Source organism: Ruegeria sp. H4, assembly GCF_056533065.1.
The window spans coordinates 733274-752089 of record NZ_JBQFOC010000002.1; the positions used below are offsets into that span (position 1 = coordinate 733274).

The 18816-nt window shown below is 58.2% G+C and carries 16 protein-coding genes; 5 read left to right on the forward strand and 11 right to left on the reverse strand.

The window, feature by feature from the left end:
* Positions 1 to 33: 33 nt before the first annotated feature.
* From ACR0KG_RS15160 to ACR0KG_RS15170, 3 genes are all read right to left on the reverse strand, one after another.
* Positions 34 to 807, reverse strand: a complete 774-nt coding sequence (locus ACR0KG_RS15160) for a Hint domain-containing protein (RefSeq protein WP_480827731.1) — start codon at positions 805 to 807, stop codon at positions 34 to 36.
* A gap of 178 nt (positions 808 to 985) precedes the next feature.
* The gene (locus tag ACR0KG_RS15165; protein WP_480827732.1) at positions 986 to 1642 is read right to left on the reverse strand and encodes a sulfotransferase family 2 domain-containing protein; all 657 of its coding nucleotides are present in this window, start codon (positions 1640 to 1642) and stop codon (positions 986 to 988) included.
* Positions 1639 to 2574 carry a DMT family transporter gene (locus tag ACR0KG_RS15170; RefSeq protein ID WP_480827734.1) on the reverse strand — a complete coding sequence of 312 codons (936 nt, stop codon included), beginning with the start codon at positions 2572 to 2574 and terminating at the stop codon, positions 1639 to 1641. Before ACR0KG_RS15170 ends, ACR0KG_RS15165 begins: the two co-directional genes overlap by 4 nt.
* 128 nt (positions 2575 to 2702) lie before the next feature.
* On the opposite strand from ACR0KG_RS15170, the gene ACR0KG_RS15175 reads away from it, so the two are divergent.
* Positions 2703 to 3716: a hypothetical protein gene (locus ACR0KG_RS15175; protein WP_480827735.1), complete on the forward strand. Its 1014-nt coding sequence runs from the start codon at positions 2703 to 2705 to the stop codon at positions 3714 to 3716.
* A 6-nt stretch (positions 3717 to 3722) separates the two neighbouring features.
* On the opposite strand, the gene upp is transcribed toward ACR0KG_RS15175, so the two are convergent.
* The 7 genes from upp to ACR0KG_RS15210 all read right to left on the reverse strand — a co-directional run bounded on the left by upp (position 3723) and on the right by ACR0KG_RS15210 (position 10108).
* Complete coding sequence (upp, locus tag ACR0KG_RS15180) at positions 3723 to 4355, reverse strand: uracil phosphoribosyltransferase (RefSeq protein ID WP_480827736.1); 633 nt, start codon at positions 4353 to 4355, stop codon at positions 3723 to 3725.
* Entirely contained in the window at positions 4352 to 5338 is a 987-nt protein-coding gene (locus ACR0KG_RS15185; RefSeq protein WP_480827737.1) for an adenosine deaminase, read from the reverse strand. The genes upp and ACR0KG_RS15185 overlap by 4 nt, the downstream gene beginning before the upstream one ends.
* Entirely contained in the window at positions 5335 to 6546 is a 1212-nt protein-coding gene (locus tag ACR0KG_RS15190) for a phosphopentomutase (protein WP_480827738.1), read from the reverse strand. Before ACR0KG_RS15190 ends, ACR0KG_RS15185 begins: the two co-directional genes overlap by 4 nt.
* Positions 6543 to 7850, reverse strand: a complete 1308-nt coding sequence (locus ACR0KG_RS15195; RefSeq protein WP_480827739.1) for a thymidine phosphorylase — start codon at positions 7848 to 7850, stop codon at positions 6543 to 6545. Before ACR0KG_RS15195 ends, ACR0KG_RS15190 begins: the two co-directional genes overlap by 4 nt.
* Positions 7851 to 7854: 4 nt before the next feature.
* Positions 7855 to 8247 carry a cytidine deaminase gene (locus tag ACR0KG_RS15200; RefSeq protein WP_480827740.1) on the reverse strand — a complete coding sequence of 131 codons (393 nt, stop codon included), beginning with the start codon at positions 8245 to 8247 and terminating at the stop codon, positions 7855 to 7857.
* A 90-nt stretch (positions 8248 to 8337) separates the two neighbouring features.
* Positions 8338 to 9441: a cupin domain-containing protein gene (locus ACR0KG_RS15205; RefSeq protein ID WP_480827741.1), complete on the reverse strand. Its 1104-nt coding sequence runs from the start codon at positions 9439 to 9441 to the stop codon at positions 8338 to 8340.
* Entirely contained in the window at positions 9404 to 10108 is a 705-nt protein-coding gene (locus tag ACR0KG_RS15210) for a hypothetical protein (protein ID WP_480827742.1), read from the reverse strand. The genes ACR0KG_RS15205 and ACR0KG_RS15210 overlap by 38 nt, the downstream gene beginning before the upstream one ends.
* A 185-nt stretch (positions 10109 to 10293) precedes the next feature.
* Here ACR0KG_RS15210 and ACR0KG_RS15215 point away from each other — a divergent pair, with 185 nt between their 5' ends.
* From ACR0KG_RS15215 to ACR0KG_RS15225, 3 genes are all read left to right on the forward strand, one after another.
* Complete coding sequence (locus ACR0KG_RS15215; RefSeq protein WP_480827743.1) at positions 10294 to 12567, forward strand: NADP-dependent malic enzyme; 2274 nt, start codon at positions 10294 to 10296, stop codon at positions 12565 to 12567.
* A 251-nt stretch (positions 12568 to 12818) separates the two neighbouring features.
* A complete protein-coding gene (prpE, locus tag ACR0KG_RS15220) occupies positions 12819 to 14708 on the forward strand; it encodes a propionate-CoA ligase PrpE (protein WP_480827744.1) in 1890 nt (629 codons plus the stop codon).
* A gap of 76 nt (positions 14709 to 14784) precedes the next feature.
* Entirely contained in the window at positions 14785 to 16224 is a 1440-nt protein-coding gene (locus ACR0KG_RS15225) for an amidase family protein (RefSeq protein ID WP_480827745.1), read from the forward strand.
* A gap of 256 nt (positions 16225 to 16480) precedes the next feature.
* Here the strand turns inward: ACR0KG_RS15225 and ACR0KG_RS15230 are convergent, their stop codons facing one another.
* Positions 16481 to 17242, reverse strand: coding sequence for an NAD kinase (locus tag ACR0KG_RS15230; RefSeq protein WP_480547509.1), 762 nt, complete (start codon positions 17240 to 17242; stop codon positions 16481 to 16483).
* 168 nt (positions 17243 to 17410) lie between these two features.
* Between ACR0KG_RS15230 and glyA the strand changes: the two genes are divergently transcribed.
* Entirely contained in the window at positions 17411 to 18706 is a 1296-nt protein-coding gene (gene glyA / locus ACR0KG_RS15235) for a serine hydroxymethyltransferase (protein ID WP_480827746.1), read from the forward strand.
* Positions 18707 to 18816: the final 110 nt, after the last annotated feature.

Below are 18816 nucleotides of genomic sequence, written 5' to 3' on the forward strand. Positions count from 1 at the left end.
GGCATCCGCGCCTGTATCTGGCTTAGTGCTGGATTAAATCCGCCATTCGGACCGCAAGAACAGAACCGGTGAATTCGGTCTACCCGGGCGCCCCGGGCGCCGCAGCCCTGCAGGCGGGCGGATTGGGAAAATCGGGTCCTGCGGGATAGGCGCAGGCAAAGCACCCAACGGGTTCGCCAGAACCGAAACGTCTCCTTTGACGGCAATCGAAGCGATCAGCGCCGCAGCCGCTGCATCTTCAGCGACCTGATAGGGCGCTTGCTCTCGTGCCCCGCCCATGCCGAAACGCCCTGCTGGGCAATAGGCCTGCAAGCCGCCTTCGATAAAGATCACCTCATCCGTGTCAAAGAACAGCGTGGTCACCTGAAACGATGACCCCGGTACCTGTGACGACATCCGGCAGGAGCCATTCAACAGTCGTGCGGGAATAACTGATACGCCATCCGCCTCCGGATCAAGCTTGGCAAGATCAATGGCCATACCCTGTTCAGGCATCAACCAGACAGGCCGACCGTTATAGGCTGCACGCGCGGGAACAAAGATCGGCACATAATCGGCGCGGGTTTCATCGGCCGGAATGACGACGCAACAGGTCGAAACCCGGCGTACTTCGCGAAATCCGTTGTCCAGCGTTCGGACCAAATCGCCTACAGCGATGCGTTCGATCAGTTTCCAACCGCTTGTGGTCGCAACCTTGGTGCCATGCAACAGCCCCCCACGGCGGGCGTTTACGGCCTGATCAAGGTTGTTGTGATCAGCGTCAACAGGCTGATCCGAAAACTCAGAAAAACTCACTACTTCTAACACGTGCCCTACCCCCTTTGGCACAAACCAACACTGCATCATGGGTAGCACGGAAAATGTCGGAGTGACTTATTCCTGACATATTTGCGCCCAATTTGGGCCATTTAAGGCGAATTCCGCGCGGATTCCTTACACAAAAACATCCTGACCATTGTCTTTGGTTCAAATTTGGAAACTCGAGCTATGCAGGGCCGTCGAACAGATATCCGAATCTCTGAATATCTTCTGCGCAGGCCCGTGCCACCGCTTCTCGTGTCTTCGCCGCATAATACTGGCGGTAATCGCGGTCCCGCTCAGACCTGTTGAGATGCGGCAAAGCCAGTTCGAACCCAAGGTGATCGACCAAGTGTTTCGAATCCTCCCTGAAATGCTCAAGGCGGATGAAGGCGTCACATTTCTCGATCCCGTTGGACATGGTCACATACGTGCGGGCCGGGTTGTGTTGAAAGGTTCTTAGTGTGGCAGGGTGCAACACGAACCCCTCAAAATCCAGCTCTTGCGCGCGAGCCACATCCGCATGCTCAAAGTGCTGTGTCCGCAGCCAGTGATAGTAACTGACAATCCGATCCCACGGATTGCGGACCAAGGTGAAGACAAACATACCCTCGATAGCCTGCGTCGACGAAACCCCGTCGATATCGGCCAAGGTGGAATGCTTCCACAATCGCCCCTTAGCGTTCAGTGACTTTGCCCGACGTCTGCGTTTGATCGCTTTGGGCGTATCCCCAAGCTGGATATCGTCCTTCATCGCCCGCTGCTCCAATGCCAGCGCAAGAGAGGTTCCCCCGGTCTTGGGCATATGCACAAATACATATCGGCGCCCGGTCGAGATGATCATGCGATCCCCTGCTCGGCCTGCATGCGGCTGGATCGCCAGCCTAACAGAACCCCTGCCGAGGCAATCAACCCGATCCCGACGGCCTGCATCGCGCTGATGGATTGGCCCAATGCGACCCAGGCAAACAGCGGACCGAACACCATCACCGAGTATTCAAACACCGCTACAAAGGACGGCTCGCCCACCTGATAGGCTTTGATCAGCATGAACACGGCAACAGTCGACCCTATAGCCTGCACCAACAACCATGGGATGGCAGGCTGGAACTCTCTGACAGCGCCGCGGGTGACGAACCCTTCGGCACCTTCAGGTGTGGCAACCGGAAAGGCCGTCAAGAACGCCATGCCGATGGCGCCCGCCAGCCCCAGCGTGATCACCATATTGGCCAGCAATGCCAAGGTGCTTTCTTCGGAGCACAATTGCCGCGTGGTGATCGAGCTGAGCGCATAAAGCAACCCACCCAGAATGGGCAGCAGGGTCCTTACGTCAAAATCCGTCGGGCTGGGCTGGAGCACACACAGGATACCGACAAAACCGATCGACACAGCCCCGATGCGCCAAGGTCCGATGGGTTGCTTCAATCCCAGCGCCGTTATCAGCAGCACAAATATCGGGGCGCTGAAAAGCCCGGCCAGGGCTTGGGCGATTGGCATCAATGCCAGAGAACCAAAATAAAACAACATGGCAAATGTGATCAGGACGCTGCGCAATATGACAGGCCCCCAGCGCTTGGGCCTAAGCGTGCCAAACCCGATCAGGGACAAGCCCGCAATCAGCGGCAGCATCAAAAGAGCGCGGCTTAGGTGAAACTGCCACAGGCCGATTGTGTCGGCCAACAGGATCACCACATTGTCGATGACCCCGATGATCGCCATCGCCCCCAGCATGAGGGCAGCGGCCAGTACCGGTGCGTTTCTTTTCCCTGCCTGCATATTTCTGACGATCCCGTTCCATGCCCCGCCATCCAGCACAATTGAACGTGCAGGCGCAACACGTTTGCGCCGTGCCTTCGCGGCGTGTTATGCTGCGGCAAAACAAATTTCGAGCAGACCCAACCAAGATGACGGCCCTGAAACAGTACCAGCGGATCGAAGCCACCGGTCTGTGGCGCCCTTCGCCCGATGAGCAGCGGCGCGAGGTTGTCGTGTCGATCGGAGAGGCGACGCTGACGATCTCGGATTTCAATGATCGCGCCTTGACCCATTGGTCATTGGCGGCATTGGAGCGGCAGAACCCTGGGACATATCCGGCGATATTCAACCCTGATGGCGACCCGGATGAAACGCTGGAACTGGCCGAGAGCGAAAAAACGATGCTTGAAGCCATCGACCGGCTGCAACGCGCCATCGACCGGGCCCGCCCGCATCCTGGGCGGTTGCGTTGGCTGAGCGTTGGTGGGGTTGTTGCGGCCGTTCTTGCGGTAATGATGCTTTGGTTGCCAGGCGCGTTGCAAAGCCATGTTGTCTCGGTCGTGCCCGAGGTCAAACGGCAGGAGATCGGCGAGACGATCCTGAAACGGATCGAACGCGTTTCGGGCCGTGCTTGTGCCTCACGCGATGCACAGGATTCGCTGGACCGTCTGGCCCAACGAACCGGAGTGCGCCAGATCATCATTCTGCCTGCCGGTGTTCAGGACAGCCTGAGCCTGCCGGGCGGCACCGTTCTGCTGAACCGGTCCCTGGTCGAAGATCATGAGGATCCTGCCGTGGCCGCTGGATATATCATCGCTGAACGTACCCGTTCAGCGCAGCAGGACCCTCTGGATGATCTGTTGGACCGCACCGGTGCAACCTCGGCCTTTCGTCTTCTGACGACCGGAGGTCTGACATCTCAGATTATCGATACATATACCGAACAGGTTCTGTCCGAACCGCGTCCTTCGGTGACGGACCAGGATTTGTTGGCGATGTTCGCACAGGCCGCCCTGCCCTCGACCCCCTACGCTTATGCGCGCGACATTACCGGCGAAACGGTGCTGGGGCTGATCGAGGCGGACCCGATGGCAGGGCGGACATTGGAACAGGTGTTGCCGGACCGTGATTGGGTCCAGCTTCAAAACATCTGCGGCGGATAAGCAGGGCTATTTCGTCCCAAACATCCGGTCCCCGGCGTCCCCAAGTCCAGGCATGATATAGCCCTTGGAATTCAGCTCACGATCCAGCGCCGCGGTCACGATATGCACGTCGGGATGTGCTTCTTTCATGCGTGCAACGCCTTCGGGGGCAGCCAGCAAGCAAAGGAACAGAATGTCGGTCGCGCCCGCCTCTTTCAGCAGATCGATTGCAGCAGCTGAGCTGTTGCCCGTGGCCAGCATCGGGTCCACCGCGATGACCAGACGGTCCTTCAGGCCTTCAGGTGCTTTGAAGTAATATTGTACCGGCTTCAACGTCTCTTCATCTCGGTAAAGGCCCACAAACCCCACGCGCGCTGATGGGATCAGTTCTAGAACCCCATCCAACATCCCGTTGCCCGCACGCAGGATCGAGACCAGCGCCAGCTTCTTTCCGGCGAGAATGGGGGCGTCCATCTCCTCCATCGGGGTTTCAATATGGCGGGTGGTCAGCTTTAGCTCGCGCGTGACCTCATAGGCCAGCAAGAGGGTGATTTCGCGCAGCAACTGCCGGAACTCAGCGGTCGAAGTGCCCTTGTCCCGCATGAGCGTCAGTTTGTGTTGCACCAGTGGGTGGTCGACGATGGTCAGGTGATCGCTCATGTGGTCTCCAGTCTTTTCTTGACCCGCGCGCGGGTGTCTTCATCGCAAAACGCGGCGTTCAGGGCGGTTTCGTTCAAGGCGGCGAAATCATCGGCGCCCCAACCAAACGCTGCGTTCAGCATCTCATATTCGCGCCGCATGGTCGTGTGAAAAAACGGCGGGTCGTCTGTAGACACGGTGACGTTCACACCTGCATTGCGCAAGCGCGCAATCGGGTGTGCAGCGAAGTCCGGGAACAGACCCAGCACCACATTCGATCCGGGGCAGACCTCAAGCGTGATACCCCGATCCACCAATTCGTGAACCAGATCAGGGTCTTCGATGGCGCGCACACCATGGCCTATACGCTCAACACCAAGTTCCCGCACCGCATCGCGGACGCTCTCGGGGCCGCCAAACTCACCCGCATGGGTGGTCAAGCGCAGACCCGCCTCACGCGCACAATCAAAGGCCCATTTGAAATCGCCCTGAGTGCCTACGGATTCGTTTCCACCCATTCCAAAACCGGTGATCCAATCTCCAGCGGTTTCCGCTGCGCAATGGGCGCTGCGCTTGGCCTGCTCGGGCCCGAAATGGCGCACGCATGTGACGACCCCACGCAGGGTGATGCCAAAGCCGCGCTCGGCCTCTTCTGCTGCGTCCTGAACGGCCGTCAGATAGTCGCGCCAGGCGTGCACGTCTCCACCGCCGCAGAAATCGGGGCTAAGAAAGGTTTCTGAATACACCACCCCATTTGCCGCGCTTTCTTCAAGGATCGCCAGCGTCAGGCGGCGAAAATCCTCGGGCGTTTTCAGGACCTCACAGGCCGCTTCATAAACGCTTAGGAAATGGGCGAAGTCCCGGAAATCATAACTGCCATCGGGTTTGAAAATTCCGCTCAGGTCGATGCGTTTTTCATGCGCCAACTGACGGATAAAGGCCGGCGGGGCGGCACCTTCGTGATGCAGGTGTAACTCGATCTTTGGCAGGTCAGCGACAGTCATAGAAAGCTCTTTCCCGGCCCTTGCGGCGGTACGTTCAGATGATGGGCGATGCTGGCGGCGACATCAGCGAAACTGATTTGGCCGATCTGACCCGCACCTGCCCCGGCAACAAGCACCGGAACCTGTTCCCGAGTGTGGTCTGTGCCGATCCAACTTGGATCATTGCCGTGATCCGCAGTCAGCAGCAGTAGATCACCCGGGCGCAGCTTTTGCAGGATTGTGCCAATCTCGCGGTCGAACCATTCCAGCGCCCGTGCATAGCCGCTGATGTCTCGGCGGTGACCATACAGGCTGTCGAACTCGACAAAATTGGCGAAGGTCAGACTACCCTCTTCGGCTTCGTCCACCAGATCCGACAAATGCCCCATCAGGTCCGCATCCGACCCTTTGCACAGCGTATCGATCCCCTGCATCGAAAAGATGTCACCGATTTTGCCAACCGCGTGCACACGGCGACCCGCATCCTGCACCCAATTGGTCAGCACCGGCGCAGGCGGCAGGATGGCAAAATCCTTGCGATTGGGGGTACGGCTGAACCCGTTTTCAGGTGAGCCAACAAAGGGCCGCGCGATAACCCGCCCCACTTTCATTTCATGCAGGCGCGGCGCAAGCGCTTTGCACATGTCCAACAAACGGTCTATGCCAAAGCTTTCTTCATGCGCGGCGATCTGGAACACGCTGTCGGCCGAGGTGTAGCAGATCGGCCAACCGGTCCGCATATGCTCGGCCCCCAGATCCGCAATGATCGCGGTGCCTGAGGCATGGCAATTGCCCAGAATACCCTCGGTCCCTGCGGCCTCGGCGGCGGCGCGGCTGAGATCAGACGGAAAGGCCGGTTGCGTATCCGGGAAGAAATGCCAATCCCAAGGGACCGGCAGGCCGGCGAGTTCCCAATGGCCTGAGGGTGTGTCCTTGCCCGGTGAAAGCTCTCGCGCGCAACCCCACAGGCCGATCGGGTGCGCGTCCAAACCCGGTGTTGCATCGCCCGAAGCCAGATGCACCGCAGCACCCAATCCCAGCGCATCCAGATTTGGCACGTTCAACGGCCCGCTTCGCCCGTCTTCAACCAGACCTTGCGCGCAAGCTTGGGCGATATGCGCCACCGTATTTGCACCGGTATCCGGTATGTCGCCATTGAAGAACCGCCCGGCATCGGGTGCGCCACCGATACCAACCGAGTCCATAACGACCAGAAACGCCCGGCTCATGCAGTGATCCTTTCGTGCACAAGATCCGGTGGGGCGATCGGTGCGTCTTCGATCTGAATAGCAGTCAGAACGCGCTCGGTAGCTTGCCGGGCTGCATCCTCTCGGGCTGCATGAATGGCGACAAGCGGGGTGCCTTTCGTCACTTTGTCGCCCAAACGCACGATGTTTGACAGGCCAACGGCAGGGTCGATCACATCGCTTTCGACCTGACGGCCACCGCCCAGAGCGACAACTGCAAGGCCCAAAGCCTCTCCATCAATAGCCGAGATGTATCCGTCCTTCGGTGCCGGAACTTCGCGGATGACGCTGGCCTCGGGTAGGAAACGCGACCATGTGTCGACGAACCGCACCGGGCCTCCTACTGCTGCCATCATACGACCAAACCGCTCAGCCGCGCGGCCATCGCGGATGATATCGGCGATCTTTTCGCGACCTTGCTCGGCGGTTTCGCACATCCCTGCATCCGCCAACAATACACCGCCCAGTTCCGCAGAAATCTCGGCCAAAGGCGAAGCGGCATCGCCGGTCAGAACTTTCATCACTTCAGCCACTTCAAGCGCATTGCCCAATGACGGGGCCAAAGGCTGGTTCATGTCCGTAATCACGGCGGAGGTCCGGCACCCTGCGGCATTGGCAGTTTCGGTCAGGGCGGTGGCCAGCTTGCGCGCCTCTTCAATCGTTTTCATAAACGCGCCGCTGCCAACCTTGACGTCCAACACCAAGGCAACCGGGCTGGCCGCCAATTTCTTGGACAGAATCGAAGCGGTGATCAGATCAAGGCTTTCTACCGTCGCAGTCACATCACGGACGGCATAAAGTCGTTTATCTGCGGGCGCGATGTGCCCCGTCGCACCGACAATTGCGGCACCTGTGTCTTGCAAAATCTGAGTCAGTCGGTCCTGCCCGATCTGTGTGGTGACGCCAGGTATCGCTTCCAACTTGTCCAGCGTGCCCCCCGTATGGCCCAAACCGCGCCCCGAAATCATCGGGACATAGGCCCCGCACTCTGCCAATGCCGGGGCAAGCACCAGACTGACGCAATCGCCCACGCCACCGGTTGAGTGTTTGTCGATCACCGGACCATCGACATCCCAGCTGAGCACATCGCCGCTATCGCGCATTGCAACAGTCAGATCAGCGCGACCCCGGGCACCTAGACCGCCCATGCAGACGGCCATCGCAAAGGCACCCGCCTGCGCGTCACTGACAGCACGATCGGCGAGGCCTTGTGCGAACCAGTTCAGCTCCTCAGCCGATGGCACCTCGGTCCGACGCAATTTGGCGATGATCGAGCGGGCATCCATCTGGTCAGACGTCCTGCATATGCGAGGCGTCGAACGCGCCTGGCAGAAGATCGCCGATAGTTGTCTCTAGCTCGACACCATCCGTGGTTGCCAGGGTCACTTTGACATCACGGGCTCCAAACTCGGCCAGCTTTTGGCGGCATCCGCCGCAAGGCGGCACTGGTTGTGGGCTTTGGGCCACCACATAGACCTCGGCCAATTCGGTTTCGCCAGCAGCCACCATCGCGGCGATTGCGCCGGCCTCAGCACAGGTTCCTTCAGGGTAGGCCACATTCTCAACATTGCAGCCGACATAAAGCGTGCCCGAACCCGACAGGACCGCCGCCCCCACCTTGAAATTCGAGTAGGGCGCATGGGCGTTTTCACGGACTTTCAGGGCAGCATCTTTAAGCGACATGGCGATTCCCCATTTTTGATCATCTGGTCAGAAAATGTACCCTACTGGAAAACGCCAGGGAAGTAGAACCCCCGGGCGCCTGTTTTTTGACTAGTCCAAGGTCGTGTTGAACGTTCCGGGCAAAGTGACCTCAAGCAGTTCGATGTTGTCTGAGGGGGCAGACAATCGGGTCCGCATTCCCGGCGGTATTACGAAAGCATCACCTTGCTCCAGCCGGTAAGGCTCGCGCCCTTCCCCTTCCAATGTGACCTCTCCATCCATCACGAAGGTAAAGTGGATATCGGTGTCGTGGCTCGCCCAGAGGGGCTGACCCTGCCCACGGCGCACGACCTGCACCCCGGCCACACCTTTGGTGTTCTCGACAATCGTCGTGTCGCGGCAGATATAACCCGGCAGGCGGAAAGGTACCCATTCAGCGTCCTGCGCCTTGTTATACACAAAGCGTTGACCCTGCCATTCCCGGTCCGGGCGCAAATGCGGGGTCGGCAGTGTCATTTCATGATCAATCTCGGTCACGTGCTCGGCTGGGACGCCAATTTCGATCACCTGCACGTTGTCCGAGGCTTCCAGCACGCGGTGACGGATTTCCGGCGGCTGGATGAAGCAATCCCCGGCAGTCAGGCGCATCTTGTCGCCCTGATCCTCATAAACAACATCGACCCAGCCATGGATACAGAAGATCAACTGAAACCCAACCTTGTGGAAATGCACCATATCCGGCACCGGACCACCGTCGGGAATGCGGATATGACTGGCGATGATGGACCCGCCCAAGCGATCCGGTACCAGATCGCGGTAGTGCATGCCAGCCCGACCAATGATCCACGGAGCCTGATCCTTAAGTCTTCGAACCACAAAGGAATGCACCGTTTCTGGCATCACAAGTGGCGGATCAAGTTCTTCGATTTCAATGCGTGTGCCGTTTGGCGCGACCAGCGCGCGCTTGCCTTCGGCAAAGCCATCGGGGTCGTCCGTCAGAATACGCAGGGTTCCCGCTGGTTCCGGCGCATCCTTTTCAATCCGCAGCCGCAACCCATGCCCGGAAAACACCCCGACCCGAGGATCATCGGCTGGATAGATCATATCCATCTTCATCCCCAACACTTTGGTGTAGAACGGGATATCCTCTCGCAACTCCTGCGTGGGCAGGCGGATTTCAGCGCGGATCGGCGATGGGGTTGCGGTTTGGCTCATCTTTGGTCTCTTCGGTCAGCAGTTTCGGCCATCCGATCAGAACCGAAGCCAAAAGGCCAATCGAAAAGAACATCTCGAGCGTTTCTTCCAACACGAACAGGCGTGTGGCCATGGTAAGCGACAGGCTCGCACCATAGAACCCGGCAATTTCTTCCAGAAGCTGTGCAACAACGGCGGCTGTACCTGCCAGAACAAAGACAAGCAGGAATGGTGCCCGTAGCTTCAGTGCCCGCCAACCGCAAGGTATCCCGTGCGTCACAATCCCGCCGAGCACCAGAACCGCGAGCAAAATCCGAACCAACGTGACATCCAAGATGATATCCAAACCATCAAGGATCACGAACGGCAGGCTACCTGTGGTATAGATACTTGCCTCCAGTTCGCGCTCAGCCAGCAACAAACAGACAAGCCCGATATAGAGACGCCGAACACCGGGAAAGCGATAGAAGGCCGCAATACCTGCAACAAACAGGCCCGCAGCAGAGACGGTCTCGATCACACCACCTTCTTGATTGAATACTGACGCCTCAATCGGCCATATCGTAATGGCGGCAAGTAGCGCTACACAGCATAGGCCAACTGCAGCAAGCAGAACCGTGGTTGGTACAACGCCAACCGAAGCTACCGGGACATAGTCCCCGGTCGGTGTCTCGGATTTAAAAGTCATGCCCGTTTGTTCTGCTCGTTCGGTAGACTTGGGTGTGTGAGTGAAGGGTAATGTAAAAAAATTATGACAGCTTTCAACCGCGCGATGAAGAATATCGAATTGTGCGCCCCAGTAGGCACAGCATAGCCAATTCAAAGAGAATAGTTTAACACTAAACCAAATCCTAGAACGGAGCCGTATCGCTGATGTCCGACTCAAGCAGCCAAAGACAAGCCGCACTCGACTATCATGCCTATCCGAAACCCGGAAAGCTTGAGATCAGGGCAACGAAACCCATGGCCAATGGCCGCGATCTGGCGCGCGCCTATTCTCCGGGGGTGGCAGAGGCCAGCCTTGAGATCAAAGCCGATGCCTCAAATGCCGAGCGCTATACGGCGCGCGGCAATCTGGTTGCCGTTGTGTCAAATGGCACGGCTGTTCTGGGGCTTGGCAATATCGGCGCATTGGCCTCCAAGCCGGTGATGGAGGGCAAAGCGGTTCTGTTTAAGAAGTTCGCCGGCATTGACTGTTTCGATATCGAACTGGACCAACCCGACCCGGAAAAGCTGGCCGATATTGTCTGCGCACTGGAACCCACCTTTGGGGCCATCAACCTGGAAGACATCAAAGCCCCGGATTGTTTTGTTGTCGAAAAACTGTGCCGCGAGCGTATGAATATCCCCGTGTTTCACGACGACCAGCACGGAACAGCCATTGTTGTTGGCGCAGCGGCCAAAAACGCGCTGCATGTGGCGGGCAAATCTTTTGAGGATATCAAGATCGTCTCGACAGGTGGCGGGGCGGCCGGGATCGCCTGCCTCAGCATGCTGGTCAAACTCGGTGTTAAGCGGGAAAATATTTGGCTCTGCGACATTCACGGTCTGGTCTATGAGGGCCGCGAAGAGGATATGAATCCGCACAAGGACCAGTTCGCACAAAAGACCGAACTGCGCACGCTGGATGACGTGATCGACGGTGCCGACCTGTTCCTTGGCCTCAGCGGTCCCAATGTTTTGAAGCCCGAGATGGTCAACAGAATGGCCAAACAACCGATCATCTTTGCTCTGGCCAACCCGACGCCTGAAATCCTGCCGCAAGCGGCGCGCGAGGTGGCCCCTGACGCGATCATCGCAACGGGTCGCAGTGATTTTCCCAATCAGGTCAATAATGTCCTGTGTTTCCCATTTATCTTCCGCGGCGCGTTGGACGTCGGTGCGACCGAAATCAATGATGAGATGCAGATCGCCTGTGTGGACGGGATCGCCGAAATGGCCCGCGCCACCACAAGCGCCGAAGCCGCAGCAGCCTATAAGGGCGAACAGCTAACATTTGGTCCCGACTACCTGATCCCCAAACCCTTTGACCCGCGCTTGGTGGGCGTTGTGTCGTCCGCCGTTGCCAAGGCTGCGATGGACAGCGGGGTGGCAAAGCGCCCGATCGAGGATCTGGATGCCTATAAGGAAAAGCTGAACCAGACCGTCTTCAAATCCGCCTTGCTGATGCGACCGGTGTTCGAGGCCGCCGCTGCTGCCTCACGTCGGATCGTGTTTGCCGAAGGCGAGGACGAGCGTGTCCTGCGTGCCGCTCAAGCTATTCTGGAAGAAACAACTGAAACGCCGATCCTGATCGGTCGCCCCGAAGTGATCGAGGCGCGCTGTGAGCGGCTGGGCCTCACGATCCGGCCCGGCAAAGACTGCCAGATCGTAAACCCTGAAAATGACCCGCGTTATTACGACTATTGGAATTCCTACCATAAAATCATGCAGCGCCAGGGTGTAACGCCCGATCTGGCCAAGGCCATCATGCGCACCAACACCACCGCCATTGGTGCGATCATGGTGCACAGGGGCGAAGCTGACAGCATGATTTGCGGCACGTTTGGTGAATACCGTTGGCACCTGAACTACGTCGAGCAGGTTTTGAACACAGCTGCTCTACACCCTCACGGTGCGCTCTCGCTGATGATCCTTGAAGATGGTCCCCTATTCATAGCGGATACTCATGTGCGACAGTTGCCCTCGCCCGAGGAGCTGGCCGAAGCCACCATTGGTGCAGCCCGGCATGTGCGCCGCTTTGGTATTGAACCCAAGATCGCTTTTTGCTCACAATCGCAGTTCGGCAATCAGACGGAAGGGTCTGGCAAGCGCCTGCGCGCAGCCATCGAGATACTGGACCAGAAGCCAAGGGATTTCATCTATGAGGGTGAAATGAACCTAGATACCGCGCTTGACCCGGATTTGCGGTCCCGCATATTCCCCGACTCGCGCCTGGATGGTGTCGCCAATGTGCTGATTTTTGCACATGCGGATGCTGCAAGTGGGGTTCGGAATGTTCTGAAAATGAAGGCAAACGGCATCGAGGTCGGACCAATACTTATGGGCATGGGCAACAAAGCTCATATCGTCACCCCGGCCATCACTGCCCGCGGATTGCTGAACATGGCCGCCATCGCCGGTACTCCGGTCGCGCAATATGGTTGAACTGGGCGCAAACTGGGCCGGCACGATTAAAGACCGAGTCGGCTCTTTGCAGCAGCAAGTTAGCAAATTTGCAATTTCAGACTTTCCTAAACTCAGACCATAAGTTTTCAATGAGTTTGCAAAAATTTGCAGCCAATTCTGAACATTCCTGCAAATGTTTTGCGATAAACTGACGCGCCGTCACTTGCGCAGCTTGTCTGAAATGCAGACGGTCCCTAACAACAAGCGCATTGCTTTGGGAGGACGATGAATTGGCATATCAGGATGTTTACGACAGCTGGAAAAACAACCCCGAGGCGTTCTGGATGGACGCTGCAAAAGGGATCGACTGGGTTCAACCTCCGACAAAGGCTTTGTTTGACGACGACGCCCCTCTTTACGAATGGTTCAGCGATGCGCAGGTCAACACTTGCTGGAACGCTGTTGACCGCCATGTCGAAAACGGGCGCGGCGAACAGGCCGCGATTATCTATGACAGCCCGATCACGCATACCAAGCGCGAGATCTCGTATGTCGAACTGCGCAACCGTGTTGCCACACTGGCCGGAGCTCTGCGCGCCAAAGGCGTCGAGAAGGGCGACCGGGTCATCATCTACATGCCCATGATCCCAGAAGCGCTTGAGGCGATGCTGGCCTGCGCGCGCCTAGGTGCTGTTCACTCGGTTGTTTTTGGTGGGTTTGCCAGCAACGAACTGGCGGTTCGGATCGATGACGCGAAACCCAAGGCGATTATTGCCGCCTCTTGCGGGTTGGAACCGGGCCGTGTTGTACACTACAAACCGTTGTTGGACGGGGCCATCGAACTGTCCGAACACAAGCCCGAATTCTGTGTGATTTTTCAGCGTGAACAAGAGGTTGCACAGCTGATCGAAGGGCGCGATTTCAACTGGCATGGCTTCCAGTACGGCGTTGAACCCGCCGAATGTGTTCCCGTGGCGGGCAATGATCCGGCCTATATCCTTTACACTTCGGGCACCACTGGCGCGCCGAAAGGCGTTGTGCGCCCAACCGCCGGGCATCTGGTGGCGCTCAACTGGTCGATGAAGAACATCTATAATGTCGATCCGGGCGATGTGTTCTGGGCGGCTTCTGATGTGGGCTGGGTCGTTGGGCATTCCTATATCTGCTACGCCCCGCTGATCCACGGGAACACCACCATTGTGTTCGAGGGCAAACCTGTGGGCACACCAGATGCGGGCACCTTCTGGCGCGTGATTTCGGAACATAATGTGCGCAGCTTCTTTACCGCGCCGACTGCGATCCGCGCCGTCAAACGCGAAGACCCGAAGGGCGAGCTGCTTTCGACATACGATCTATCCTGTCTGCGGGCGCTCTATCTGGCGGGTGAGCGGGCCGATCCCGATACAATCATTTGGGCGCAAGACGCGCTTAAGGTTCCAGTGATCGATCACTGGTGGCAGACGGAAACCGGCTGGACCATCGCCGGCAACCCGCTGGGAATTGAGGAACTTCCAATTAAGCTAGGCTCTCCGGCCAAGCCGATGCCCGGTTATGATGTGCAAATCCTTGATGAAGGCGGCCATCCGATGAAACCGGGCGAATTGGGGGCGATTGCGGTCAAGCTCCCCCTGCCCCCCGGTACGCTGCCGACATTGTGGAATGCCGAAGCGCGATTCAAGAAATCCTATCTTGAGCATTTCCCCGGATACTATGAAACCGGCGACGCGGGCATGATCGACGAGGATGGGTACCTTTACATCATGGCGCGCACCGATGATGTGATCAACGTGGCCGGTCATCGCCTGTCGACGGGCGGCATGGAGGAAGTTCTGGCCGCTCACCCCGATGTTGCTGAATGCGCGGTGATCGGTGTTTCGGATCAGTTGAAAGGCCAGATGCCGGTGGGTTTCCTGTGCTTAAATGCTGGTGCAACGCGTGATCACGGCGATGTGGTTCAGGAGGTCGTTAAGATGGTCCGCGACAAGATTGGGCCAGTCGCGGCCTTCAAGTTGGCGGTTGTGGTGGATCGTTTGCCCAAGACACGCTCGGGCAAGATCTTGCGCGGCACGATGGTGTCGATTGCCGATGGGCAGGACTACAAGATGCCTGCAACCATCGACGACCCGGCGATTCTGGGCGAGATCAAGACGGCGCTACAAACCATCGGTTACGCTCAATAGGATCGGGGCGGCCTGCACCGCCCCCCTTGCAACCGGATACAGGCCCCTTACTGTCACGATCAGACAGTGAGGGTTCATGACACATACCGATATCTGGCGTCTTAGCGCCACCGAGTTGACACAGCTGACCCGCAGCGGCGACTTGAGTGCCGAGTCCGCAACTCAAGCCGCGATTGATCGGATGCGCGCGGTCAATCCAAGCCTCAATGCGGTGGTCGAGGACCTGAGCGTCGAAGCGCTTAGCCGTGCCCGAGATCTGGATCGGGTCCGCGCAAAGGGCGAAGATACCGGCCCGCTGTTCGGCGTCCCGGTCACGATCAAAGTGAATGTCGATCAAAAGGGCCATGCCACAACAAACGGCGTCGTTGCCTTGAAAGACGTGATCGCGCCAGATGATGCGCCGGTTGTGTCGAACCTACAAAAGGCCGGGGCCATTGTGATCGGTCGCACGAACACGCCTGAATTCTCTTTTCGCGCCGACACCGACAACCCGCTTTACGGACGCACGCATAACCCTTGGGGTCGCCATATCTCAGCCGGGGGGTCCTCGGGTGGTGCGGGCGCTGCGGTGATGGCAGGCATCGGGGCGCTGGCCCATGGCAACGATATCGGCGGCAGCCTGCGGTTTCCGGCCGCTGCAAACGGGGCTGTCACAGTCAAACCCGGCCTGGGCCGTGTGCCGGCTTGGAACCCCAGCCAAACGGCCGAGCGCGGATTGCTGGCGCAATCTATGTCGGTGCAGGGGCTGCTCAGCCGGTCTGCGGCGGATCTGCATCTATCGATGCCAAGTCTGATTGCCGCGGACCCACGGGACCCCTTCCACGTGCCGATGCCCTGGCGCGGCGAAGCCTTGGAAGGTCCAATCAAAGTGGCGTTTACCAAAAACACCTTTGGCTATGCCCTGCACGCAGAGGTCGAAAAGGCGCTGGATACGGCCAAAGATGCTTTGCTAGATGCAGGCTACCAGGTGGTTGAGATCGATCCGCCCGATGTGTTTGAATGCGGGCGCATCGGGTATCGCGCCCTGATGGGAGAGGTGCTGACTCTGATGAAATCCGACGTTGAGGCAGCCGGATCGCAGACCATCCGGGACATCTTTAATGTCTATTTTCAGGAATTCCCGCCCATCGTCGAAACCGAGTTGCTGAAGATGTTGGCCAAACGCAGTCACTATGCGCGCGAATGGTCCCTGTTCTTGCAGGAATATCCTTTGGTCCTGTCACCCTTCCTGCCGCAACCATTTTTCAAGCCTGATCGTGACACCGAAGGGGCCGAAGGTGTGCATGAGGTTCTAGGCTGCGCCGTGTATTCCTATGCGATGAACTTTTTGGGCCTGCCCGCCGCCTGCGTCCCTGCCCGTCTCGCCGATCTGCCCAATGGTCCACAACCCGTCAACGTGCAAATCGCAGCACGTCGTTGGCGCGAAGACCTGGCCGTAGATGCCGCCGCAGCGATTGAGGCGCGGGTTGGGCAGATGTGTTTGCCACTTTGGGACAAGATGGCAGGCGGCACTTAAGCCTTTGAAAAGAAATAGACCCCGGGGTATTTTGCCCGGGGCCCAGCTGCTTAAATGTGCCCGGATATCTGATGACGAGCGTAGCACCACCCACCCTCGCCAGCGCGAAATTTGCGCAATCATTCGAAAACGCCGTTTGGTGGCCACTCACTCCCACCATAGCGTGATCTCCGAGCCCGTTTAGATTAGCCAACCGTTAAGAAATCCCGTGTGAACTGCTTCACACAAAGTCAAAAAAATCTCAAAAATTCGCGATTTATGTGAATTGCTCCGAGATCAGGCGCTCTTCAAGACCATGGCCGGGATCAAACAGAATACGATGTCTGATGGCGGGCTCGGAACTGATCTCGACCCAATCGATATCAGGAAACGAGACGGAATCCGCATCTGCCATCACAGGGCGTTTATCTGCATCCAGCACGTCAAAGCGCACCTTCGCAATCTTGGGCAACAGCGCCCCGCGCCAGCGGCGGGGGCGAAAGGCGGCGATGGGCGTCAGAGCCAGAACGTCCGCCCCGATCGGCAGGATCGGCCCATGGGCCGAGTAGTTGTAGGCCGTTGATCCGGCAGGCGTGGATAAAAGCGCCCCGTCGCACATAAGCTCTGCCATGCGTTCACGCCCATCGACGCTGATCTTCAATCGCGCGGCCTGAGGCCCTGCCCGCAGCAATGAAACCTCGTTGATCGCCAGCGCCTGATGCAGCTTTCCCGATTGGTCCATCGCGCGCATGGCCAACGGATTGATGACCTCTTCCTGCGCGTCGGCAAGACGGGCCAGCAGATCGTCTTCGTGATAGGTATTCATCAAGAAGCCGATGGTGCCGCGATTCATCCCGTAAACGGGTGTATCGAGATGTTGCAGGTTCTTCACCGTCCGTAGCATAAAGCCATCCCCGCCCAGAGCGACGACGACATCTGCATCGCGCGGTGCGGCGTTTCCATAAGTCTTGATCAGGCGGTCACGGGCGTCCTGCGCCATCTGGGCATCGCTGGCAAGAAAAGCGATTCTCTTTTTCATAACGTCCGGTTTCCAGTGCTGCACATTTGGTTCCGAAACAAACATACCTTTCCTCAATAGGCCAGACTTGACGCCACAGCGGGCCAAATCGTCGCTTTATAGCTTTTGCATTAGAATGGTTTCCTATAGGAAATCCGCAACTATTCACCCCAGTTCTATGGAGCGCAAATGAACGCCAACATTCGTGATACGGGTTTTTTCACCCAGTCCTTGTCCGACCGTGACCCCGAACTGTACGGCTCGATCACATCCGAGTTGAGCCGTCAGCGCGACGAGATCGAGCTGATCGCATCCGAGAACATCGTGTCTGCCGCCGTGATGGAAGCGCAGGGCTCGGTAATGACCAACAAATACGCCGAAGGCTATCCGGGCCGTCGCTACTATGGCGGCTGCCAGTTTGTCGATATCGCCGAGAACCTGGCCATCGACCGCGCGAAAGAGCTGTTTGGTTGCAGTTTTGCTAACGTCCAGCCGAACTCGGGCTCTCAGGCCAACCAGGGCGTGTTTCAGGCCCTGATCCAACCCGGCGACACCATTCTGGGTATGTCGCTGGACGCAGGTGGTCACCTGACCCACGGTGCGCGTCCGAACCAATCGGGCAAGTGGTTCAACGCCGTGCAATACGGCGTGCGCCAGCAGGACAATATGCTGGACTATGATCAGGTCGAGGCGCTGGCCAAGGAGCATAACCCCAAGCTGATCATCGCAGGCGGTTCGGCCATCCCGCGTCAGATCGACTTTGCCCGCATGCGCGAGATCGCCGACATGGTCGGGGCTTACCTGCACGTGGACATGGCGCATTTCGCCGGTCTGGTGGCCGCAGGCGAACATCCCAGCCCGTTCCCGCACGCCCATGTGGCGACCACGACAACCCACAAGACCCTGCGTGGGCCGCGTGGGGGTATGATCCTGACCAATGATGAAGTCATCGCTAAGAAAGTGAATTCGGCGATCTTCCCCGGCATTCAGGGCGGCCCGCTGATGCATGTGATCGCGGGCAAGGCTGTTGCGTTCGGAGAAGCTCTGCGCCCCGAGTTCAAAAGCTACATCCAACAGGTCATCACCAACGCGCAGGCTTTGTCGGATCAGCTGATCAAGGGTGGCCTCGACACGGTGACACACGGCACCGACACCCATGTGGTGCTGGTCGACCTGCGCCCGAAAGGCGTCAAAGGCAACGCGACCGAAAAGGCCCTGGGCCGCGCGCATATCACCTGCAACAAGAACGGCGTGCCGTTTGATCCTGAGAAGCCGACCATCACCAGCGGTATCCGTCTGGGGTCCCCCGCCGGCACCACGCGCGGCTTCGGCGAGGTCGAATTCCGCCAGATCGCCGACTGGATCATCGAGGTTGTCGATGGTTTGGCCGCCAATGGGGAAGACGGCAACGCAGCTGTCGAGGCCAAAGTCAAAGCCGAGGTCGCAGACCTCTGCGCCAAATTCCCGATCTATCCAAATCTGTAGTCAGGTTCCGATCTCAGAAAACGGCGCCCGATGATCCGGGCGCCGCTTTTTGTCGGACACGGGGCTTTCCTGCCCCTTTTTTGCGCATCGTATGCGCTGAAAGTAGTGGG

What these genes read in the sequence shown, in the direction of transcription:
- ACR0KG_RS15185 (WP_480827737.1), bottom strand. Translation starts at nt 5,338, where the DNA reads ATGACTGTCGCTGACCTGCCAAAGATCGAGTTACACCTGCATCACGAA.
- ACR0KG_RS15215 (WP_480827743.1), top strand. Translation starts at nt 10,294, where the DNA reads ATGTCCGACTCAAGCAGCCAAAGACAAGCCGCACTCGACTATCATGCC.
- ACR0KG_RS15175 (WP_480827735.1), top strand. Translation starts at nt 2,703, where the DNA reads ATGACGGCCCTGAAACAGTACCAGCGGATCGAAGCCACCGGTCTGTGG.
- ACR0KG_RS15205 (WP_480827741.1), bottom strand. Translation starts at nt 9,441, where the DNA reads ATGAGCCAAACCGCAACCCCATCGCCGATCCGCGCTGAAATCCGCCTG.
- ACR0KG_RS15165 (WP_480827732.1), bottom strand. Translation starts at nt 1,642, where the DNA reads ATGATCATCTCGACCGGGCGCCGATATGTATTTGTGCATATGCCCAAG.
- glyA (WP_480827746.1), top strand. Translation starts at nt 17,411, where the DNA reads ATGAACGCCAACATTCGTGATACGGGTTTTTTCACCCAGTCCTTGTCC.
- ACR0KG_RS15225 (WP_480827745.1), top strand. Translation starts at nt 14,785, where the DNA reads ATGACACATACCGATATCTGGCGTCTTAGCGCCACCGAGTTGACACAG.
- upp (WP_480827736.1), bottom strand. Translation starts at nt 4,355, where the DNA reads ATGAGCGATCACCTGACCATCGTCGACCACCCACTGGTGCAACACAAA.
- ACR0KG_RS15210 (WP_480827742.1), bottom strand. Translation starts at nt 10,108, where the DNA reads ATGACTTTTAAATCCGAGACACCGACCGGGGACTATGTCCCGGTAGCT.
- ACR0KG_RS15190 (WP_480827738.1), bottom strand. Translation starts at nt 6,546, where the DNA reads ATGAGCCGGGCGTTTCTGGTCGTTATGGACTCGGTTGGTATCGGTGGC.
- ACR0KG_RS15200 (WP_480827740.1), bottom strand. Translation starts at nt 8,247, where the DNA reads ATGTCGCTTAAAGATGCTGCCCTGAAAGTCCGTGAAAACGCCCATGCG.
- ACR0KG_RS15170 (WP_480827734.1), bottom strand. Translation starts at nt 2,574, where the DNA reads ATGCAGGCAGGGAAAAGAAACGCACCGGTACTGGCCGCTGCCCTCATG.
- ACR0KG_RS15230 (WP_480547509.1), bottom strand. Translation starts at nt 17,242, where the DNA reads ATGAAAAAGAGAATCGCTTTTCTTGCCAGCGATGCCCAGATGGCGCAG.
- ACR0KG_RS15195 (WP_480827739.1), bottom strand. Translation starts at nt 7,850, where the DNA reads ATGGATGCCCGCTCGATCATCGCCAAATTGCGTCGGACCGAGGTGCCA.